This window comes from Pectobacterium atrosepticum (assembly GCF_000740965.1).
In the GTDB taxonomy this organism is placed as follows: Bacteria; Pseudomonadota; Gammaproteobacteria; order Enterobacterales; family Enterobacteriaceae; genus Pectobacterium; species Pectobacterium atrosepticum.
This window is the reverse complement of the sequence record NZ_CP009125.1, coordinates 3067120-3086923: the sequence shown is the minus strand read 5'-3', so window position 1 is coordinate 3086923 and position 19804 is coordinate 3067120. Positions and strand designations below refer to the sequence as shown.

Annotated in this window: 18 protein-coding genes; 8 read left to right on the top strand and 10 right to left on the bottom strand. The window is 49.0% G+C overall.

Features of this window, described 5'->3' with window-relative positions:
- Positions 1 to 204: 204 nt before the first annotated feature.
- On the top strand, positions 205 to 1707 hold the full coding sequence (locus GZ59_RS13600) for a glucan biosynthesis protein G (RefSeq protein WP_100675294.1): 1503 nt from the start codon (positions 205 to 207) through the stop codon (positions 1705 to 1707).
- Complete coding sequence (gene mdoH / locus GZ59_RS13595; protein ID WP_039292461.1) at positions 1700 to 4249, top strand: glucans biosynthesis glucosyltransferase MdoH; 2550 nt, start codon at positions 1700 to 1702, stop codon at positions 4247 to 4249. The genes GZ59_RS13600 and mdoH overlap by 8 nt, the downstream gene beginning before the upstream one ends.
- A gap of 117 nt (positions 4250 to 4366) precedes the next feature.
- Here mdoH and GZ59_RS13590 read toward each other — a convergent pair whose 3' ends face one another.
- Positions 4367 to 5287, bottom strand: a complete 921-nt coding sequence (locus tag GZ59_RS13590; RefSeq protein ID WP_011093355.1) for a Kdo(2)-lipid IV(A) acyltransferase — start codon at positions 5285 to 5287, stop codon at positions 4367 to 4369.
- Between the two features lie 261 nt (positions 5288 to 5548).
- Positions 5549 to 6643: an NADH:flavin oxidoreductase/NADH oxidase gene (locus GZ59_RS13585; RefSeq protein WP_011093356.1), complete on the bottom strand. Its 1095-nt coding sequence runs from the start codon at positions 6641 to 6643 to the stop codon at positions 5549 to 5551.
- Positions 6644 to 6858: 215 nt separating this feature from the next.
- Between GZ59_RS13585 and trhO the strand changes: the two genes are divergently transcribed.
- The gene (gene trhO / locus GZ59_RS13580; RefSeq protein ID WP_039295108.1) at positions 6859 to 7926 is read left to right on the top strand and encodes an oxygen-dependent tRNA uridine(34) hydroxylase TrhO; all 1068 of its coding nucleotides are present in this window, start codon (positions 6859 to 6861) and stop codon (positions 7924 to 7926) included.
- A gap of 74 nt (positions 7927 to 8000) precedes the next feature.
- Here the strand turns inward: trhO and GZ59_RS13575 are convergent, their stop codons facing one another.
- The 6 genes from GZ59_RS13575 to pyrC form a co-directional block, all read right to left on the bottom strand.
- The gene (locus GZ59_RS13575; protein WP_086935244.1) at positions 8001 to 8576 is read right to left on the bottom strand and encodes a YceI family protein; all 576 of its coding nucleotides are present in this window, start codon (positions 8574 to 8576) and stop codon (positions 8001 to 8003) included.
- Between the two features lie 29 nt (positions 8577 to 8605).
- Entirely contained in the window at positions 8606 to 9160 is a 555-nt protein-coding gene (locus GZ59_RS13570) for a cytochrome b (protein WP_011093359.1), read from the bottom strand.
- 459 nt (positions 9161 to 9619) lie between these two features.
- Positions 9620 to 9874, bottom strand: coding sequence for a biofilm formation regulator BssS (gene bssS, locus GZ59_RS13565; protein ID WP_011093360.1), 255 nt, complete (start codon positions 9872 to 9874; stop codon positions 9620 to 9622).
- A gap of 238 nt (positions 9875 to 10112) precedes the next feature.
- Positions 10113 to 10370: a hypothetical protein gene (locus GZ59_RS13560; protein WP_011093361.1), complete on the bottom strand. Its 258-nt coding sequence runs from the start codon at positions 10368 to 10370 to the stop codon at positions 10113 to 10115.
- A gap of 88 nt (positions 10371 to 10458) precedes the next feature.
- A complete protein-coding gene (gene dinI / locus GZ59_RS13555) occupies positions 10459 to 10698 on the bottom strand; it encodes a DNA damage-inducible protein I (protein WP_011093362.1) in 240 nt (79 codons plus the stop codon).
- A gap of 106 nt (positions 10699 to 10804) precedes the next feature.
- A complete protein-coding gene (gene pyrC / locus GZ59_RS13550) occupies positions 10805 to 11848 on the bottom strand; it encodes a dihydroorotase (protein WP_011093363.1) in 1044 nt (347 codons plus the stop codon).
- 184 nt (positions 11849 to 12032) lie between these two features.
- On the opposite strand from pyrC, the gene GZ59_RS13545 reads away from it, so the two are divergent.
- Positions 12033 to 12320: a putative quinol monooxygenase gene (locus tag GZ59_RS13545; RefSeq protein ID WP_011093364.1), complete on the top strand. Its 288-nt coding sequence runs from the start codon at positions 12033 to 12035 to the stop codon at positions 12318 to 12320.
- Between the two features lie 70 nt (positions 12321 to 12390).
- Here the strand turns inward: GZ59_RS13545 and rne are convergent, their stop codons facing one another.
- Entirely contained in the window at positions 12391 to 15675 is a 3285-nt protein-coding gene (rne, locus tag GZ59_RS13540; protein ID WP_011093365.1) for a ribonuclease E, read from the bottom strand.
- A 593-nt stretch (positions 15676 to 16268) separates the two neighbouring features.
- On the opposite strand from rne, the gene rluC reads away from it, so the two are divergent.
- Positions 16269 to 17225: a 23S rRNA pseudouridine(955/2504/2580) synthase RluC gene (rluC, locus tag GZ59_RS13535; RefSeq protein ID WP_011093366.1), complete on the top strand. Its 957-nt coding sequence runs from the start codon at positions 16269 to 16271 to the stop codon at positions 17223 to 17225.
- A gap of 54 nt (positions 17226 to 17279) precedes the next feature.
- Here rluC and GZ59_RS13530 read toward each other — a convergent pair whose 3' ends face one another.
- On the bottom strand, positions 17280 to 17873 hold the full coding sequence (locus GZ59_RS13530) for a Maf family protein (protein WP_011093367.1): 594 nt from the start codon (positions 17871 to 17873) through the stop codon (positions 17280 to 17282).
- Positions 17874 to 18013: 140 nt separating this feature from the next.
- On the opposite strand from GZ59_RS13530, the gene yceD reads away from it, so the two are divergent.
- The 3 genes from yceD to plsX are packed head-to-tail and all read left to right on the top strand — an operon-like array spanning position 18014 to position 19798.
- The gene (gene yceD / locus GZ59_RS13525; RefSeq protein ID WP_011093368.1) at positions 18014 to 18535 is read left to right on the top strand and encodes a 23S rRNA accumulation protein YceD; all 522 of its coding nucleotides are present in this window, start codon (positions 18014 to 18016) and stop codon (positions 18533 to 18535) included.
- 16 nt (positions 18536 to 18551) lie between these two features.
- Positions 18552 to 18722 carry a 50S ribosomal protein L32 gene (rpmF, locus tag GZ59_RS13520; RefSeq protein WP_011093369.1) on the top strand — a complete coding sequence of 57 codons (171 nt, stop codon included), beginning with the start codon at positions 18552 to 18554 and terminating at the stop codon, positions 18720 to 18722.
- A 29-nt stretch (positions 18723 to 18751) separates the two neighbouring features.
- A complete protein-coding gene (plsX, locus tag GZ59_RS13515; protein WP_039292449.1) occupies positions 18752 to 19798 on the top strand; it encodes a phosphate acyltransferase PlsX in 1047 nt (348 codons plus the stop codon).
- The last annotated feature ends 6 nt before the right edge of the window (positions 19799 to 19804 follow it).

Genomic DNA, 19804 nt, shown 5'->3' with positions numbered 1-19804 from the left:
GGTTTATCATGCTTTAGCGTTCTCGTTGTTTAAACGCTGACCTATTATGATGAACAATATCTTTATCAAGTTGTAGGAAGGCTAACTTATCCATTAATATGGATTTTAGTTGATTGAAGCACACCAACAGGGGGAGCTGTGCTGGATAATAAATTTGGGTTTAAACAGCGGGTTGCTAGCCTTCGCTGGCTGTCTGCCGCCATTATGCTGTCTGTAAGCGCAGTGCCTGCTTGGGCATTCTCTATTGATGACGTTGCACAGCAGGCTGAAAAGCTGGCACAAAAGGGTTTTGAAGCGCCGAAAAGTAATCTTCCTGCGCAATTTCGTGATATGAAATTTGCGGACTATCAGCAAATTCGTTTCAATAACGATAAGTCATACTGGAATAATGTACAGACGCCATTCAAACTCCAGTTTTACCATCAGGGGATGTATTTCGATACTCCGGTGAAAATTAATGAAGTCACCGCGACAACGGTTGATGAGATTAAATACGCTCCTGAGTTCTTTGATTTTGGCCCCGTTAACCATGATCCTGAGTCGGTTAAAAATCTCGGCTTTGCCGGTTTTAAAGTTCTCTATCCGATCAATAAAGCCGATAAGAACGATGAAATTGTCAGTATGCTGGGTGCCAGCTATTTCCGTGTGGTAGGTAAAGGCCAGATTTATGGCTTGTCTGCCCGTGGTCTTGCCATCGATACCGCATTGCCTTCCGGCGAAGAATTCCCTCGCTTCCGTGAGTTCTGGATTGAACGTCCCAAACCAAATGATAAACACTTGGTTATTTATGCGCTGCTGGATTCTCCACGTGCCGCAGGGGCTTACCGCTTTACCGTTTATCCGGGGCGTGACAGCGTAGTAGACGTTCAGGCTAAAGTCTTCCTGCGTGACAAAGTGGGCAAGCTGGGCATTGCTCCGCTGACCAGTATGTATCTGTTTGGGCCGAACCAGCCGTCGCCGACGCTGAACTATCGTCCGGCGCTCAACGACTCGAACGGCTTGTCAATTCATGCCGGTAATGGTGAATGGATTTGGCGTCCGCTGAATAATCCGAAGCATCTGTCTGTGAGCACCTATGCGGTAGAAAATCCGAAAGGATTTGGTCTGCTGCAACGCGGACGTGATTTTACCGCCTATGAAGATCTTGATGACCGTTACGATCTGCGTCCAAGCGGTTGGATTGAGCCGAAAGGCGAGTGGGGTAAAGGGAAGGTTGAGCTGGTTGAAATCCCTACCGCAGATGAAACTAACGACAATATCGTTGCTTTCTGGACGCCTGATGTGTTGCCAGAAACGGGCAAACCACTGGATGTTAAATATCGTCTGCACTTTACGCGCGATGAAGATCAATTACATTCCCCGAATATTGCTTATGTCCAACAGACTCGTCGTTCTGCCGGTGATGTTAAACAATCTAACCTGATCCGCCAGCCTGACGGCACGATCGCTTATATTGTTGATTTCATTGGACCGAATTTGAAAGAGTTGGATGAGAACGCTCCGGTAGCCTCTCAGGTCAGCATCGGCGATAACGGCGAGATTGTAGAAAATAATGTTCGCTATAACCCAGTAACTCATGGTTGGCGTCTGACGCTGCGTGTGCGTGTGAAAGATGCGAAACAGCCGACTGAAATGAGAGCTGCGTTGGTTAATGGCGAGACGACATTGACTGAAACCTGGAGCAATCAGCTACCTGCTAATGAATAAGTCAACTTCTTCTCTCGATTACATTGAGAAACTACCTCTGCCTGCCGAGCAGGCAGAGGTTCTTCGCGAAAAATTACCGCAAGCGGCCTGGAACGATCAGGCCGTTTTGCATCAGGCCCTGTCTGAAGGTAACCAAGTTAATGTTCAGGCTGAAGACGATGTTGCGCTACATTCTGTGCAGGCGCGTCTTGAAATGGCTTGGGCTGATGGTCTGGACAACGGTAAGCAACTCGGTACAGACAGAGAAGGGCGGGCGGCATTAAAAGCGATGCCTGTCATTACCCGCGCCTCTATGTTCCCAGATGTTTGGCGGACGAACCCATTGATTCGCTGGTGGGAAAGCCTGCTGGGGCGTACCGTACCGCCTCGTCCTCATTACAGCCCGGAAGAGAAAATTTCCGAGAACCGTTGGCGCCTGGTGGGAACAATTCGCCGCTATATTCTGCTGGCGTTGACGCTGTTCCAGACGGCGATCGCGACGTGGTACATGAAAACCATCCTGCCTTATCAGGGCTGGGCGCTGATCGATCCGTTTGAAATGGCGGGGCAGCCTTGGACGCGTTCGTTGATGCAGTTGCTGCCTTATGTGCTGCAAAGCGGCATACTCGTTTTGTTTGCGGTACTGTTCTGCTGGGTATCGGCTGGGTTCTGGACCGCGCTGATGGGGTTTCTACAACTGCTTATTGGTCGAGATAAATACAGTATCTCTTCCACGACGGTAGGTGACGAGGCCCTGAATCCTGAGCATCGCACGGCGTTAATCATGCCGATTTGTAACGAAGACGTAGAACGTGTGTTTGCGGGGCTACGTGCGACGTATGAATCGGTTGAAGCGACGGGTAATCTTGAGCATTTTGATATTTACGTTCTGAGCGACAGTAACGATCCCGATATCTGTGTAGCAGAGCAAAAAGCCTGGATGGAGCTGTGCCGCGATGTTGGGGGAGCAGGGCGTATTTTCTATCGCCGTCGCCGTCGCCGCGTCAAACGTAAGAGCGGCAATATCGATGACTTCTGCCGCCGCTGGGGTAACCAGTATAGTTACATGGTGATTCTGGATGCCGATAGCGTCATGAGTGGCGAATGTCTGACATCTCTGGTCAGACTGATGGAAGCGAATCCGAACGCTGGCATCATTCAGTCTTCGCCGAAAGCTTCTGGCATGGATACACTGTATGCGCGCTGTCAGCAGTTTGCGACGCGTGTTTATGGCCCATTGTTCACCGCAGGTCTGCATTTTTGGCAGTTGGGTGAGTCGCATTACTGGGGACATAACGCGATTATCCGCGTTAAACCGTTCATTGAGCATTGTGCACTAGCACCTCTGCCGGGTGAAGGTTCGTTCGCTGGTGCGATTCTTTCTCACGACTTCGTTGAAGCTGCGCTGATGCGTCGTGCGGGGTGGGGCGTTTGGATTGCATACGACCTCCCGGGAAGCTATGAAGAGCTGCCGCCTAACCTGTTGGATGAACTGAAACGTGACCGCCGCTGGTGCCATGGTAACCTGATGAATTTCCGGTTGTTCTTGGTTAAAGGCATGCATCCGGTTCACCGCGCAGTTTTCCTGACTGGCGTGATGTCCTATCTGTCTGCACCGTTGTGGTTTATGTTCCTGGTGCTTTCTACCGCGTTGCAGGTTGTGCATACGCTGATGGAACCGCAGTACTTCTTGCAGCCCCGACAGCTGTTCCCCGTCTGGCCACAGTGGCGACCTGAACTGGCTATCGCCCTCTTCTCCACGACATTGGTTCTGTTGTTCTTGCCAAAACTGTTGAGCGTGATTCTGGTGTGGGCGAAAGGTGCAAAAGAGTACGGTGGCGCTTTCCGCGTATTCCTTTCTCTGTTGCTGGAAATGCTGTTCTCGGTTCTGCTGGCACCGGTTCGTATGTTGTTCCACACGGTGTTTGTTGTCAGCGCGTTCCTCGGTTGGTCGGTGCAGTGGAATTCTCCACAGCGTGACGACGACGCAACGCCGTGGAGTGAGGCATTTGTGCGCCATGGTTCCCAACTGATTCTGGGACTGGTCTGGGCGATTGGTATGGCGTGGTTGGATCTGCGCTTCTTGTGGTGGCTGTCGCCGATTGTCTTCTCACTGATTTTGTCGCCGGTGGTGTCGGTTTATTCGAGTCGTGCAGCATTAGGGCTGGGTTGTAAACGTGCGAAGCTGCTGCTGATACCGGAAGAATTCAATCCACCGCGTGAACTGGTTGCTACGGATGAATATTGTCGATTGAACCACCAGCGTAGACTCGATGACGGGTTTATGCAGGCCGTTTTTGATCCGTCAGTTAACGCTCTTGCCAGTGCAATGGCGACGGCGCGTCACCGCTTTAGCCGAGCGATTGAGGACGTACGTGAGCAGAATGTGCGAGAGGCCTTGAATCGTAAGCCGGAAGAGGTGAGCAATAATCAGCGCCTGGCACTGCTTAGCGATCCCGTTACAATATCGCGCATGCACTACCATGTGTGGCAAAAACCGGAAGCGTATGCGGCATGGGTTGAGTTTTACCAAAAACTTCCTGCACCGCATATCAAAAGCTAACTGCGTGTAGTGTGAAAGATTGTTAGTCTGAGAGATAAAGCAACGGCAGTCGCCGTTGCTTTTTTTCGTCTGTAACAAAGTGCGCAGTTCCTGAAATGAGCAATCGGAACGTGTAAGTTAATAAAAGGACGGCTCGCCTTCTGGGCGAGTTTTGAAACGGCGATGTAGCCACATGTATTGATCCGGTGCGAGCAGAATATTGTTTTCAACAACCTTGTTCATCCAAGCAGCGGTCACGGCTTCATTATCTACAGGCGCACCTTGTTCAGCAGGCTGAATCAGCAGTTCATAACCTTTTCCTTCGGGCAAGCGGCGCGGCACAAACGGGATGATTGCCGGGCGCGCCGTTTTTATCAGCATATAGCTACCGCGGGTTGTTGCCGCCGTATCTACGGCAAACAGAGGGGCGAATACGCTGCTGCGCGGGCCATAATCATGATCTGGCGCATACCAGATGATGTCACCTTGCTTGAGGGCGCGTATCATTCCTTTAAGATCTTTCCGGTCCAGCATGGATTTGTTGGATCGCAGTCTGCCCCACGTCTGTAACCAGTCAATCAGCTTGTTATCATTCGGGCGATACACGCCGATCCCTGGGTTGTGCATACCAAAAACTCGCGCCCCGAGTTCCAACGTTAAAAAATGCAGTCCGATAAGCAAGACTCCTTGCTCTCGTTCGTTCTCAGGGAGTATGTGCTCAAGGCCTGTTACCGTAAACCAGCGTTCAAGACGCCAATTCGGCCAAAACCACGCCATACCTGTTTCAACCACACCCATACCGACAGATTCAAAGTTCTTCCTGAGTAGTGCATTGCGCTCGGCCTGCGGCATCTGTGGAAAACACATTTCAAGGTTGCGTGCAGCGATCTTGACGCGCTGTGGCAACAGGCGCATAGCCAGATGACCGAGGGCGGTGCCGATACGATAAAGTACGGGATAGGGTAGCAAAACGATAAGGTAAAGGATGCCGATGCCCAACCAGGTGAGCCAGTAGCGCGGATGCAGCAATGAACGATTGAAGGAAGGGATCTGTGTCATGGCCTCAGTATCAACATTTTGGTGCTGGTCAGCACGCGAACCGTTAAAAAGAATCGAGTTAATGGTTAACTGCAAGATAGATTATTGCGTGCTTTGACAATAAAACAAATTATTGCCATCTTATTGACTGATTTTTATGCAAAAAACGGCCTTAATCGTACCATTCCCAAAAAATGAGTTTTGATCTTTGGTGGCATGCTATGTAGTCGCGTGGGGAAAAGGCGACCCTGATAGGATCGCCTGGCACATTATATTTTACCGCTATTGCTTGAAAATACCTCTGGCGTAACGTGGCTCGCTGCGCCAGTACTGAGCGGGCGCAGATACCTGAGCGCCCAATCGGGCGGCGGCATGCCATGGCCAGCGTGGGTCGAAAAGTATGGCACGGGCCAACCCGATAGCATCTGCCTCACCGGTTGCGACGATCGCTTCTGCCTGTTCTGGTTCGGTTATTAGCCCCACTGCGATGGTGGTGATGCCAACTTCTTGCTTAATCCGCTGAGCATAGGGCACCTGATAATTAGGTGCGGGATGAATCTGTTGTAACGGTGATAGCCCGCCGCTGGAAACATGGATGAAATCGCAGCCTAATTCGTGCAACGCTTTACTGAGCTGCACCGATTGCTCCAGATCCCAACCTCCCTCAACACCATCTGTTGCAGAAATACGTACGCCGACGGCTTTATGTGCAGGGAAAACTTCACGTACCGCGCGATAAATTTCAACGACCAGATGCATCCGATTTTGAAGCGATCCGCCGTAGCTATCTGTGCGCTGATTTGTCAGCGGAGAAAGGAACTGGTGCAGTAAATAGCCGTGAGCAGCATGAATTTCTATCAGGTCAAAGCCCAGACTGTCCGCACGCTTAGCAGAGTCGACGAACGAATCAACTAGCGCACGGATGTGCTGCTCTGACATTGCCAGTGGCGCAGCGTCGCTGGCGTTGTAAGGAATCGCCGATGGTGCGATAGTCTGCCATCCTCCCTGTTCCGGGTGCAGAAATGCCCGTTCGCTCCACGGAACGCCCGTCGAGGCTTTGCGACCAGCATGTCCCAGTTGTATGCCAAGGGGCATGGCAGAATAGGTTTTGACAGACTGAATCACGCTGGCAAGGGCTTGTTCGGTGGTGTCATCCCACAGGCCGAGATCGTGCGGGGAAATCCTGCCTTCTGGTGAAACTGCTGTGGCCTCGATAATGAGTAGTCCTGCTCCTGAATGTGACAGGTTACCTAAATGCATGGTATGCCAGGCTGTCGCCTTACCATCCTCAGCCGAATATTGGCACATTGGGGCAATGATGATTCGGTTGGGCAGTTCGAGTTTACCAAGAGATACGGGGGAGAAAAGCTGACTCATAATGACAGATCCTTCGATGATGATACTTCATGAAAGCGAAAGTGAATCCCAGAGGTCATCCGTTTACGGTAGATCACTCTTTATCGTTTCGCTATTCATTTCATGCCCTGACAGCTTCTGCGCTATCAGGTATGATGCCGGGCGATTCAATGTGTCAGGCTATGGCCGGCAATGAACGTCACATGCTAACCTCAGTGAAGACAGGAACGTACACCATGCCAGTGTTACATAACCGAGTTTCCAATGAGGAACTGAAGGCTCGTATGCTTGCGGAAACCGAGCCGCGTACCACAGTTTCCTTCTATAAATATTTTACGATAGACGATCCAAAAGCATTTCGCGATCGCCTATATATTCAGCTTGAGCAATATAAGGTCTTCGGGCGTATTTATATTGCAGCTGAAGGGATTAACGCCCAAATCAGCGTACCCAATAATCAGTTTGATGCCTTTAAGACGGGATTGTTCAGTGCGCATCCAGCGCTCGATCAGATTCGCTTAAATATCGCTCTGGAAGATGATGGAAAGTCGTTTTGGGTATTGCGTATGAAAGTACGTGAACGGATTGTCGCCGATGGAATTGATGATCCTACGTTTAATCCGGCGAATGTCGGGCAGTATCTGAAAGCCGATCGGGTTAATGCGATGGCCGACGATCCTGATACTGTTTTCGTCGATATGCGCAATCACTACGAATATGAAGTCGGACATTTTCAGAATGCATTGGAAGTGCCGTCGGATACTTTTCGTGAGCAGTTGCCGATGGCTGTGGATATGCTCGATGATATCCGTGATAAAAATATTGTTATGTACTGTACCGGTGGCATTCGCTGCGAGAAGGCTAGTGCCTACATGCTGCATCATGGCTTTAAAAATGTGTATCACGTCGAGGGTGGTATTATTGAATATGCGCGCCAGGCTAAAGCACAAGGGTTACCGCTGAAGTTTATCGGCAAGAATTTCGTATTTGATGAACGCATGGGAGAACGCATCTCTGATGACGTTATCGCGCATTGTCATCAGTGTGGTGCTTCGTGTGATAGTCACACTAACTGTCGTAATGAAGGTTGCCATCTTCTGTTTATCCAATGTCCGAGCTGTGCCGCAAAATACGAAGGTTGCTGTAGCACACAGTGTCAGGATGAAATGAAATTGCCGTTAGAAGAACAAAGAGCAATACGCAGCGGGCGTGAAAATGGAATGAAGATTTTCAATAAATCTAAAGGATTATTGCAGTCAACGTTACATATTCCGGCACCTGCAGCGAAAGACAACGCAGAATAACTCACTGTTGCTCGCTAATATAAAAGCCCTTTCCTTTGGAAGGGGCTTTTTGCTGTTAGCTACATGACGGAACCTTATTTCTGGCGAACGCCTTCAACGGCAATAATCAGTTCTACATCCTGTGAAGCGGGACCCAAATCGGTCGTAATGTTGAAATCTTTCAGCTTGATAGTTCCTTCGGCCTGAAATCCTGCGCGATAGTTACCCCATGGATCATCCCCCTGACCGATGAGCTTGGCATCCAACTTAACAGGCTTGGTCACGCCATTTAAGGTTAGATTACCGGTAATATCGTAGTCATCACCGTCTTTCTTCACTTCCGTTGAGGTAAACGTTGCCTGCGGATGCTTGGATACGTTTAAGAATTCTGCACTGCGAAGGTGCTTGTCACGTTCAGCGTGATTGGTGTCAACGCTGTTGGTGTTGATAGTGACATTCACTTTATCCGCTGATGGGTTTTTCTCATCAAAGGCAAAAGTGCCGTCGAAATCGTTAAAGCTGCCATAAAGCCAGCTGTAACCGAGGTGTTTAATGCGGAATTCAATAAACGCGTGCTGGCCTTCTTTATCGAACTTGTACTCTGCCGCCAGTGCAGAACCGGCAGAGGCAAGCATGGATACTGCGGTTAGGCTCAGTAGTGTTTTCTTCAGCATTGGTTTTTCTCCATAAATCCAGAAAGTTAAGAAATGTTGCGACCCAACATTCGTTTCAACGTGTTATCACCATCGATAAAGTGGTGTTTTAATGCGGCTAAACCGTGCAGTGCTGATAAGGCAACCACCGCCCATGCAAGATAAAGATGCACGTCGCCTGCTATATCGGCCTGATCCGTCAAGCCGCTGACAATGGCCGGAATAGAAAACCAGCCAAAAACTGAGATTGGATGTCCTTCCGCAGTGGAAATGAGATATCCACTTATGAGAATGGCGAAAAGAATGACATAAAGTGCAATATGCGCCAGCGTCGCGCTGACGCGGGTCAATGTGGAGTAACTTTTCAATGGCGGTGGAGGCGGAGAGATGAAACGCCATACCACGCGGAAAATAATGATGGAAAAGAGCAGCACGCCAATGGCTCTGTGAATCTCTGGAGCACGGTGATACCAGGTACTGTAGTACCCTAATGTGACCATCCACAGTCCTAAAGCGAACATGCCATAAACGGTCAACGCTGCAATCCAGTGCAAAAGAATGCTGATATGGCCATAACGGGAAGAGGTATTACGCCAAAGCATAGTGATAATTCCTTAATCAGATCGGTAACGGGGTCAATCCGGAAAAAAATTTAACAGGAAGAAACATAAAAGCAATATAAACTTTCAAATTGCAACATTATCATAAACATGAGCAGATTTTTTGAATTTAAATTCATAATTTATTCAATTTGGTTATGGAAACTCTTTAATAGAAATAGATATTTCTGATACCTGTTTTCAGGCGAAAGAAAGATGAATAAATACGATAGCGGAATAAATTAAAGGGATGGGGAGTGCTCTATTAGTTGAGTAATTATCTAGTGAGTGATTATTGGTATAAAGGCTGGTGACTCGGTGTAATTGATTCGCGGGTATAAAAAGAAATGAGAATAGGCCTAAAATAGCAACACCGCCGATAGGGCGGTGTTGTTACTAAAGCAAATGACATTAAAACAAATTATTGAGTATTGAATATAATATTAATAACGTTATAAATTGCTAATGTTTTCGATAATCACTGACGTCACAGTCTGTTGATTCAATTTTCGCAATGCCGGCTTCAAGTATGTGTATCAGCTGCCTTGCTACGTCGGTCGTTAGCCAAAGCGTACGGTCTACATGTGCTTCATCTGGTACTTGATCCGAGGTGGATAAGTAGTGTAAACGGATCATCATGGCGTCATAACTGTCAACGGTGCTGATGTCCCAACCTACAAGAGGATGTGTCTGAATAACTTCATTTTTTCTATCCATAAATACCCCTTATTGACTAGTTACTAACATGAGTGACTAACGAGGCTTCAGGTGGCTCATTATTTTAAACGAGCATTAACAGTATACTGTGGCTTATTTAATTTATGGGAAATATTTTCAATTTTTCGTAAAAAAATTACACAGGCAGGTATGTCGAAGAGATAAACGATGTATCAGATAAAATATCGGGATGAGTAGGCTTTCATCCCGAAGGTGTTGTTACAGAAGCAGTAGAACATTATTCCGTAGCTGGCCCTGAGTTTTTTTCTAATGCGGCAGCAAGTCGGGCAAGGTATTTCTTCATCGCGGGATCCCGATTCTCATTTTGAGATTCCAATGTCAGATTGTGAATCATCAGTTTGTTTGCTTTTTCATCGAGGCAGAATGCCAGGGACGAAAAGGCGAGTTCCAGAGCATCGATCTTGCGTTGTTGCTCGCCAATCAGCTCCAGTAGTTCCCCGAATGTCATTGCCTCGTCTGGTTTTTCTACCGTCATTACAGATACCCTCGATCATAGCACATGGCGAAATGCCGCTTTAAACTGCCATTACAGCCTATATCTTCGTTATCTTTCAAGCTTTAGATTACTCTGCTGTAAACCAGTCATCGGCACTTTCCCACGTTTCCTGCAAAATTTCAGAGATACGATCTTTGTCATCTTTACCAGCTCCCATCACCGTCAGGCTATTTGCGGATGCATAACGAACCTGAATGGGTGTATCGGGATAAATTTTGTGAATACGCTTTTCCAGCTCATGCCTGAGCGCTTCGATGGCACCGGCGGGTAAAGGCGCTGTCTTTGTAAGAGTAATTTCTACGCGCATGCTGACCTCCAATTTTTTAACTGTTTATTTATACAGTTATTAGGGAGGAAGAACAAGATGTGCAATAAAATTTAGCCCATCGGCATAATGCGGATGGGCTTACCGATTAACGAACTGACCAGTTGAGGCTTTGTCCGGCAAGGAAGGGGATTAGCGACTCGTCGCCGAGAGCGATTTCTTCTGGGAACGTGACTGCTTCACGGTGAAGTTCAATCCAGCTGTCGTTCACTGGCAGGCCATAAAACCGCGGGCCATTCAGGGAACAGAATGCTTCGAGTTTATCAAGCGCATTCATTTCTTCAAAAACGGTGGCGTAGGTACTTAATGCAGCCTGAGCATTGAACACACCAGCACAGCCGCAGCTGGATTCTTTTCTGTGTTTGGCATGTGGCGCTGAATCTGTACCGAGGAAAAGTCGGTCGCAGCCGCTGGCGACGGCTTCACGCAACGCTTGTTGATGCGTGTTGCGTTTTAAGATCGGTAGACAATATAAGTGAGTGCGGATGCCGCCAACCAGCATATGATTGCGGTTGAACATCAAGTGCTGGGGGGTGATGGTTGCTGCAAGATAATCATTGCCTGCAATAACGTATTCCGCTGCTTCTTTCGTCGTAATGTGTTCGAGGACGACCTTCAGTTCAGGGAAATCCTGGCGTAACGGTTCCAGAATGGTTTCGATAAAGCGAGCTTCCCGATCGAATATATCAATAGCGGGATCGGTGACTTCACCGTGAATGAGTAACGGCATGCCAATTTTCTGCATTTTCTCCAGAATCCCGGAGATAGTGGCGACGCTAGTTACGCCATGGCTGGAGTTCGTTGTGGCGTTGGCTGGATAGAGTTTGGCAGCGGTAAAGACGCCTTGCTCAAAACCACTCACGATTTCATTGGCATCTAGCGTATCAGTCAGATAGCACGTCATCAGTGGATGAAAATTATCGCCTTGCGGGACTGCGGCTAAAATACGCTGACGATACGCGATAGCGCTGGCTACGCTGGTAATCGGTGGCGTCAGATTTGGCATAACAATCGCACGGCCGAAGAAACGGCTGGTATAGGGGAGAACGGTTTCCAGCATCCGATCGTCACGCAGGTGAATGTGCCAATCGTCAGGGCGACGGATTTTAAGAATAGTGTGCTGTGCGGTCATGGAATTGCGCTCCGGCGGTCAGTAGAAAAACATCGTCTTTCGGTTGGTTTTGGGACTGATACGGCGGGGGATAAGGATAAGCGTAAAGCCATTTGAATGCATCCGTTTGTTGATGAATGCTTGAAATTAGGCGCAGATTGGCATCTGATAGCACTATCTTTTCATTGATAAATAAGGGATGTATATGGAAATTCGTATTGTCGCCACTATTCAGGCAAAGGCAGAGTTCATTGCCGATGTTACCGCAACGCTAAAACGCGTGGTATCGCCCAGCCTGCAGGAAGCGGGCAATGTGCAGTATGATCTGCATGAAGTCGTGGGTAAACCCGGTTCGTTTGTGTTCTTCGAACGTTGGAAGGATCGTGAGGCTCTGGCATTACATGAGCAGAGTGCGCACTTTAAAAGTTTCCTGGCCGAACTGGATGGTAAAACGGACAGTGTAGATATCAAGCTATTGAGTTTTTTAGGTTAAGCAATTAGCAAAAGATTGTAGATAAAAAAACACCCGCCAATTGGCGGGTGTTTGTCTATAAAAGTCAGAGTTACTCGTTAACTGGCGCTGGCTTGGTTGCTGGCGCAGTTGATTGGTTAACTGCGGAATGACCGCCTGCCGAGCCTTTTCCTGAGAACGGATAGTCTGGGCGTACCCAATCACTGTGTCGAGCAGGCTCCGCGTTATATGCTGGGGCTGGCGCTTTAGTCATTGGTGCCGTTGCATGGAGCTTATAATGCGGCTGTTCAACAACGGTAGCTGCTTTTGTTACGCCCGATGCCGGTTCTTCCACAACCGACTGCGCGCTGATTGCAGCTACTGGCTCATCCTGAATGCTTTGTGGCTGGCTGACTTCCTGTACTACGGAAACCACTGGGCTAGAAACCGGTTCTGCTACATCAGCTTTCTCGGTCGCATCAGCGATGTCATCTGCCTGTTTTTCTTCAGCAACGACAGCTTCAACGGCCTGTACATCTTCGGTCGCCTGTGTCGTATCAGTATCATCAACCTCAACGGCTTTGGCTTCTTCAACTGCACTAACAGCAATCGCAGCGATGACATCATCGATCGCCGTGTTCTCTGTGATTGGCTCAACGACAGTCTCTTCGTCTGCAGCACTCACTTCGACATGCTCTACATTGCTGTCCTGAATGACGTCCGCAGATTGTACTGTTGCTGTTACAACGGCATCTTCGTGAACGACTGCTTCAGTAATCGCAACGTTTTCAATCGCGTTGGATTCAGCGGTATCGGCTTGTGCCGTCACTGCGACGTCGACAACGGCTGGTAACAGTGGTGTTTCGATAGCTGCCACGTTCTCTTCCAACTGTTGGTTTTCAGCCTGCTGTGACTGTGCGACAGGGTAGCTGATCCACACTTTCCCTGATGCCATTTCCGGTGACGCGGCGGCAAATTCCAACTGCATCGGCGACTGGGATGGGTAACGCTCATCACGATAGCGACGACGGCGCTGGCCGCTGACGCGCAGATGGCGAGGAGAACGACGTGAGCGACGTGGCATACCGCCATTTTCGCCATTGGCACGATTTGCATCGTTTTGCTCGTTATCGCTCTCGTTATTGTCTACCGCAACATCGTTTGGCTTGACGTAAGATTGAGCTAGCTCAGGGGCTTCAGCAATCGGTGCCGTGTTATCAGACAAAGTATCCTGCTGAGTTTCAGACTGGACACGTACTTTCTGAGTCAACTGACGACGTTGGCGACGTTGCATAACCTGAGTAGGCTTATCCTGCTCGGCTGTGTTGTCATCGGAATCATCGGCCACTGGCTGAATTTTCTCCTCTACCGGAGCTTGACGGCGCTCGTCCTGACGACGACGCTGACGTTCAGCGCGTGGTTCACGGCGCGGTTGTTCTTCCGAATCGGCTTTCTCCACATTTTCTGCAACGCGTGTTTCCGCGACCACTTCTTCGGTTTGTCGCTTATTACGGCGCTGATCATCACGCTGTTCACGAGAGCCACGGTCACGGCGGTTATTACCCTGACGGCGTGGGTTCCGACGTTCAGAACGCTGGCCTTCACCGGCTTTCTCTTCTTCTACTTTCTTCTCGTCAACGCTATCTACTGCTTTTGCAGCTGGTTCAGAAGCAAAAACGCCTTTTAAGGCACTGAAGAAACGGCTAATGAGACCCGGTTGAGCTTCTTCTGCGGCTTTTGCTACATCAGGAGCCGCTTTGGCAACCGGTGGCGTGGTTTCTTCTGGCATTTCAGCCATGCTGAACGTTGCTAAAGCTGGCTGCTCAGGCTGTTTACGCTCGATCGTTTGTTCGTCTTGCAGTTGCTGTGTTTCCGTTTCCAAACGCTGAGGCAACAAATAGCTGAGCGTCGGTTTTTCTTCGCCTTTGCGTACGCGAACCACAGAGTAGTGCGGTGTTTGCATACCGTCGTGTGGCACGATGATAGCGCGTACACCGCCCTGACGTGTCTCAATGGCGTTAACGGCATCACGCTTCTCGTTCAGCAGATAAGATGCAATCTGGACTGGAACAATCGCATGAACTTCTTTGGTGTTTTCTTTCAGCGCTTCTTCTTCAATCAGGCGAAGAATGGACAGCGAAAGTGATTCATTGTCACGAATCGTGCCTGTGCCGGTACAGCGTGGGCAAACGTGATGGCTGGATTCGCCCAGTGAAGGACTTAGACGCTGACGTGACATTTCCAGCAGACCGAAGCGGGAAATCCGACCGATCTGAATACGTGCACGATCTTGGCGTACTGAATCGCGCAGGCGGTTTTCAACTTCACGCTGGTGACGAACCGGGGTCATATCAATGAAGTCGATGACGATCAGGCCGCCAAGGTCACGCAGGCGTAATTGGCGCGCAATTTCGTCTGCGGCTTCAAGGTTAGTATTAAACGCGGTTTCTTCAATGTCGCCACCGCGTGTTGCACGGGCGGAGTTGATATCAATGGCCGTCAACGCTTCGGTAGTATCGATAACGATAGAACCGCCGGACGGCAGGCGGACTTCACGTTGGAAAGCCGATTCAATCTGCGATTCGATCTGATAGTGGCTGAAAAGCGGGATTTCACCACTGTACAATTTGATTTTGCTGCTGAAGTCAGGGCGACCCAGCGCAGAAATATGTTCTTTCGCCAGCTCGAGAATTTTCGGGTTGTCGATCAGGATTTCGCCAATATCCTGGCGCAGATAGTCACGGAAAGCACGGACGATCACGTTACTTTCTTGATGAATCAGGAATGGCGCCGAGCGACCTTCAGCGGCTTTTTTGATTGCGTCCCAGTGTTTCAGACGGAAAGCCAAATCCCATTGTAGTGCTTCAGCGGATTTACCCACACCAGCAGTACGAACAATGAGTCCCATGCCATCGGGCAATTGCAACGATCCCAGCGCTTCTTTAAGCTCGGTACGATCGTCACCTTCGATCCGGCGTGAAATGCCGCCTGCGCGAGGGTTATTCGGCATTAAGACCAGATAGCTACCAGCCAGGCTGATAAAGGTAGTCAGCGCTGCGCCTTTGTTGCCACGCTCTTCTTTATCTACCTGAACAATAACTTCCTGACCTTCACGTAACACGTCTTTAATGTTAGGACGACCATGGGAAGCATAGTTGCTTGGGAAGTATTCGCGGGCGATTTCTTTAAGAGGAAGGAAACCATGCCTTTCAGCGCCGTAATCAACAAAAGCCGCTTCAAGACTGGGTTCGATACGAGTGATTTTACCTTTGTAGATATTTGCTTTCTTCTGCTCATGACCTGGACTTTCAATATCCAAATCATACAGCCGTTGACCATCAACCAAGGCAACACGCAACTCTTCCTGCTGAGTTGCGTTAATTAACATTCTTTTCATCTTCAACTTACTCGTTATTTTTACTTGCATTATTGATAGAGCTGCGGACAAAAAGAACCGCATGACCGGAGTGAACCGATGGCCTCGTGGCTTATCGCAGGGACGTCAACCTCCCGGTTGTCGCCTGCATAGAGACGCATGTTTCGGTAGCCTGTATTTCCTGATGGAAAACAGCGCATTTACTGAGGGAACAGCTTCTGAATAATGTCGCCAGATCTGATTCCATTTGCCGGCCAAGCTGCAATCCACAGCCCGCTAACTGCTTGATTTCGCATTACGTCTTACGCCATTGCTGCGTGTGTGCGTTATCAGGCAAATTTAGTAACTTCGCAATTTCCCCTTGTTTATCGGAAATCCGCGTGGGAAACGCAAAAGCATTATTCCACTGCTGATACCGTTATAGCAAGATGACTTTGCCTGTCTGTATAAAGATAGTTCTGTTGTTATCACCAAAACGGACAGGGTTTGATGCTACAGCGCAATTCACCCGTTACTCACCCGATAGTGCAACAATATCTTCATAAGTCAGACACACAGTTAAGCACAGAAAAAGAAGTGGCGCTATCGGGTTGCTCTATTTAGAATCGCGCATCATGAAAACAGATAATCCTTCAGTACAGTTTGTGACGATCTCCGCAGATGAAGCGGGGCAGCGTATCGATAATTTTTTGCATACCCACTTAAAGGGTGTGCCTAAAAGCATGGTTTACCGAATCTTGCGAAAAGGTGAGGTAAGGATAAATAAGAAACGGGTCAAGCCGGAGTATAAATTGCTCGACGGTGATGTCATCCGTATTCCGCCTGTTCGACAGGCTGAACGCGACGAAACGCCTGTTTCTGCCAGTCTTGGTAAAGTAGCGGCGTTGGCCGAGTGCATTATTTATGAAGATGACTACCTGTTGGTGCTGAATAAGCCCTCGGGTACTGCGGTGCATGGCGGAAGTGGCCTAAGCTTCGGCGTAATTGAAGGGCTGCGTGCTTTACGCCCGGAAGCGCGTTTTCTGGAGCTAGTGCACCGCCTCGATCGCGATACTTCTGGTGTTTTACTGGTGGCAAAAAAACGTTCGGCCTTACGTTCTTTGCATGAACAACTGCGGTTGAAAGGTATGCAAAAAGACTATCTGGCGCTGGTTCGCGGCCAGTGGCAGTCTCACTGTAAGGTCGTTCAGGCGCCGCTGTTGAAAAATATCCTGCAAAGTGGTGAACGCATAGTACGGGTAAACAGCGAAGGTAAAGCGTCAGAAACACGTTTTAAAATAGAAGAGCGTTTTGAACACGCAACTCTGGTGAGGGCGAGCCCAGTTACCGGGCGTACACATCAAATTCGTGTACACGCCCAGTATGCCGGACATCCGATAGCGTTTGACGACCGTTATGGCGATCGCGAGTTCGATCGGCAACTGGCAGGTTCGGGTTTAAAACGTCTATTCCTGCATGCGCAGGCGCTGCGTTTTGAGCACCCGAATACTGGCGAGACGTTGAGAGTCGAAGCGCCATTGGATAATGGATTACGCCGCTGCCTACAGGTGTTGCGCGAGACAAAAAGCTAACCACTCATATCTATATGCTTTTATCTATCGGGATAGCGCTTCATCGGGCTATCCCTATTCATTTCTCACTGTCAATGGATTCAAACCTTCCTTTTGTAGCATCTGTGTTAGCGCGATCAGCGGCAATCCAATGAGCGTATTTGGATCTCGACCAGATAACCGTTCAAAGAGGGTAATACCCAACCCTTCGCTTTTAAAACTCCCCGCGCAGTTCCATGGCTGCTCTTTCTCCAGATAGCCGTCAATTTCAGCTTCCGTTAGTGTACGAAAATACACATCAAAGGGCTCTGCGATGCTCTGTATTGATTGGGTTGCGCTATTAAAAAGCGCTAAACCGGTAAAGAAGGAAACGCATTTTCCGCTGGCCTGCTGTAATTGCCGTGTTGCGTTAATCTTATTATGCGGTTTTCCCGTAATGGAATTCCCCAGTACGCAAACTTGATCGGAACCAATAATCAAATGATTGGTGTAGTGTGTGGCCAGCGCTCGTGCTTTGCTTTCAGCAAGACGGATCACGAGATCGATGGCGTTTTCGCCAATGCGAGGGGTTTCATCGATGTCTGGCGACGCGCAGACAAAGGGGACCGTCAGCTTTTCCAATAAGGCTTTACGGTAAGGCGAAGTTGAGGCGAGAACGATCTGCTGCATAATTTTTTGATAAACCGTAGCGTAATGATGAAAGGCATTTTAAACTGTGTGCCGCTCTGGAAGCGAATATTGGTGAAGGGCGGTGTATAACTGCCTTTTTCTTTGACTCTATGTCGTTACGACGTTAATATGCGCGCCCTATGCAAAAGGTAAAATTACCCTTAACCCTTGACGCGGTCCGTACTGCTCAGAAACGTTTAGATTACGTTGGTATCTATTCGTCTGAACAAGTAGAGCGTATTGCCGAGTCAGTGGTGAGTGTGGATAGTGATGTTCAGGCCTCTTTATCTTTCAATATTGATAATCAGCGTCTGGCTGTGATTGACGGTAACGCTGACGTTGCGGTGACACTGATGTGTCAGCGTTGCGGAAAGACGTTTGAACATCAGGTCCATGCGACATTCTGTTTCAGCCCGGTCGTCAATGATGAGCAGGCCGAAGCGTTACCGGGAGCGTATGAGCCGATCGGCGTTGATGAGTTTGGCGAAGTCGATCTGCTGGCAATGATTGAGGATGAAATTATTCTGATGTTGCCTATCGCCCCGGTACATGATTCTGAACACTGTGAAGTGTCCGAAGCGGACATGGTTTTTGGTCAACTGCCTGCAGAGGCGGAAAAACCAAATCCGTTTGCCGTATTAGCCAGTTTAAAGCATAAGTAATTAAGGAGTAAGGTCCATGGCCGTACAACAAAACAAACCTAGCCGTTCCAAACGTGGTATGCGTCGTTCACATGATGCGCTGACTACCTCTTCTGTATCCGTAGATAAAGTTTCTGGCGAAACTCACCTGCGTCACCACATCACTGCGGATGGTTACTACCGCGGTCGCAAGGTCATTGCCAAGTAATTCTTGCGAATTATTTGCAAGGCAATACCTTGACACGCCTAACTCTGGCGTTAGATGCGATGGGCGGGGATTTTGGTCCCTGCGTAACAGTGCCTGCTGCATTGCAGGCACTGGCTTCTAATCCAGCACTCAATTTGCTATTAGTCGGCGATCCTGCTGCGATTACTCCATTACTTGCCAAAGTCGATTCTGATTTACTCTCTCGCTTAGAAGTTGTTCCGGCGGAGTCGGTTATTGCTAGTGATGCGAGGCCGTCGCAGGCTATTCGTGCGAGCCGTGGTACCTCAATGCGCATCGCGCTTGAGTTGATTAAAGACGGTAGGGCACAGGCCTGTGTGAGTGCAGGCAATACGGGTGCGCTTATGGGACTGGCTAAGCTCCTGATTAAGCCACTTGAAGGCATTGAGCGACCTGCATTGGTGTCGGTATTACCTCACCAGCAGCACGGAAAGACAGTTGTGTTGGATCTGGGGGCTAATGTTGAATGCGACAGCACAATGTTGGTTCAGTTTGCTGTGATGGGCTCAGTGATGGCAGAAGAAGTGCTGGAACTGACGAATCCTCGGGTCGCGTTGTTGAATATCGGTGAAGAAGAAAACAAAGGGCTGAGTACTATCCGTGAAGCAGCGGCACAGCTAAAAGAGACACCATCAATAAATTATATCGGTTATCTGGAAGGCAACGATCTGCTGACGGGAAAAACGGATGTGATGGTCTGTGACGGCTTTGTGGGTAATGTCACACTGAAAACGGTGGAAGGCGTGGTAAGGATGTTCCTGTCACTGCTGAAGTCTCCTGCTTCAGGCCCAGAGCAAAAACAAAAGCGATCCTGGTGGTTGAAATGGCTGGGACGTTTGTTACAAAAACGCTTATCAAAGCGTTTCGGTCATTTGAATCCCGATCAATATAATGGCGCATGCCTGCTAGGATTGCGGGGAACTGTAATCAAAAGCCATGGCGCAGCAAACCAGAGAGCGTTTGCGGTTGCTATTGAACAGGCAATGCAGACGGTACGGCGGCAGCTTCCCGAGCGGATTGCCGCTCGTCTAGAAGCAGTATTACCCAAGAGTGACTAAGCGTAC

Coding starts and splice junctions, on each gene's coding strand:
- GZ59_RS13590 (WP_011093355.1), bottom strand. CDS start 5,287: ATGACACAGATCCCTTCCTTCAATCGTTCATTGCTGCATCCGCGCTAC.
- dinI (WP_011093362.1), bottom strand. CDS start 10,698: ATGCGCGTAGAAATTACTCTTACAAAGACAGCGCCTTTACCCGCCGGT.
- GZ59_RS13585 (WP_011093356.1), bottom strand. CDS start 6,643: ATGAGTCAGCTTTTCTCCCCCGTATCTCTTGGTAAACTCGAACTGCCC.
- yceD (WP_011093368.1), top strand. CDS start 18,014: ATGCAAAAGGTAAAATTACCCTTAACCCTTGACGCGGTCCGTACTGCT.
- GZ59_RS13545 (WP_011093364.1), top strand. CDS start 12,033: ATGGAAATTCGTATTGTCGCCACTATTCAGGCAAAGGCAGAGTTCATT.
- bssS (WP_011093360.1), bottom strand. CDS start 9,874: ATGGATAGAAAAAATGAAGTTATTCAGACACATCCTCTTGTAGGTTGG.
- mdoH (WP_039292461.1), top strand. CDS start 1,700: ATGAATAAGTCAACTTCTTCTCTCGATTACATTGAGAAACTACCTCTG.
- trhO (WP_039295108.1), top strand. CDS start 6,859: ATGCCAGTGTTACATAACCGAGTTTCCAATGAGGAACTGAAGGCTCGT.
- pyrC (WP_011093363.1), bottom strand. CDS start 11,848: ATGACCGCACAGCACACTATTCTTAAAATCCGTCGCCCTGACGATTGG.
- GZ59_RS13530 (WP_011093367.1), bottom strand. CDS start 17,873: ATGCAGCAGATCGTTCTCGCCTCAACTTCGCCTTACCGTAAAGCCTTA.
- rne (WP_011093365.1), bottom strand. CDS start 15,675: ATGAAAAGAATGTTAATTAACGCAACTCAGCAGGAAGAGTTGCGTGTT.
- rluC (WP_011093366.1), top strand. CDS start 16,269: ATGAAAACAGATAATCCTTCAGTACAGTTTGTGACGATCTCCGCAGAT.
- rpmF (WP_011093369.1), top strand. CDS start 18,552: ATGGCCGTACAACAAAACAAACCTAGCCGTTCCAAACGTGGTATGCGT.
- GZ59_RS13570 (WP_011093359.1), bottom strand. CDS start 9,160: ATGCTTTGGCGTAATACCTCTTCCCGTTATGGCCATATCAGCATTCTT.
- GZ59_RS13600 (WP_100675294.1), top strand. CDS start 205: ATGCTGTCTGTAAGCGCAGTGCCTGCTTGGGCATTCTCTATTGATGAC.
- GZ59_RS13560 (WP_011093361.1), bottom strand. CDS start 10,370: ATGACGGTAGAAAAACCAGACGAGGCAATGACATTCGGGGAACTACTG.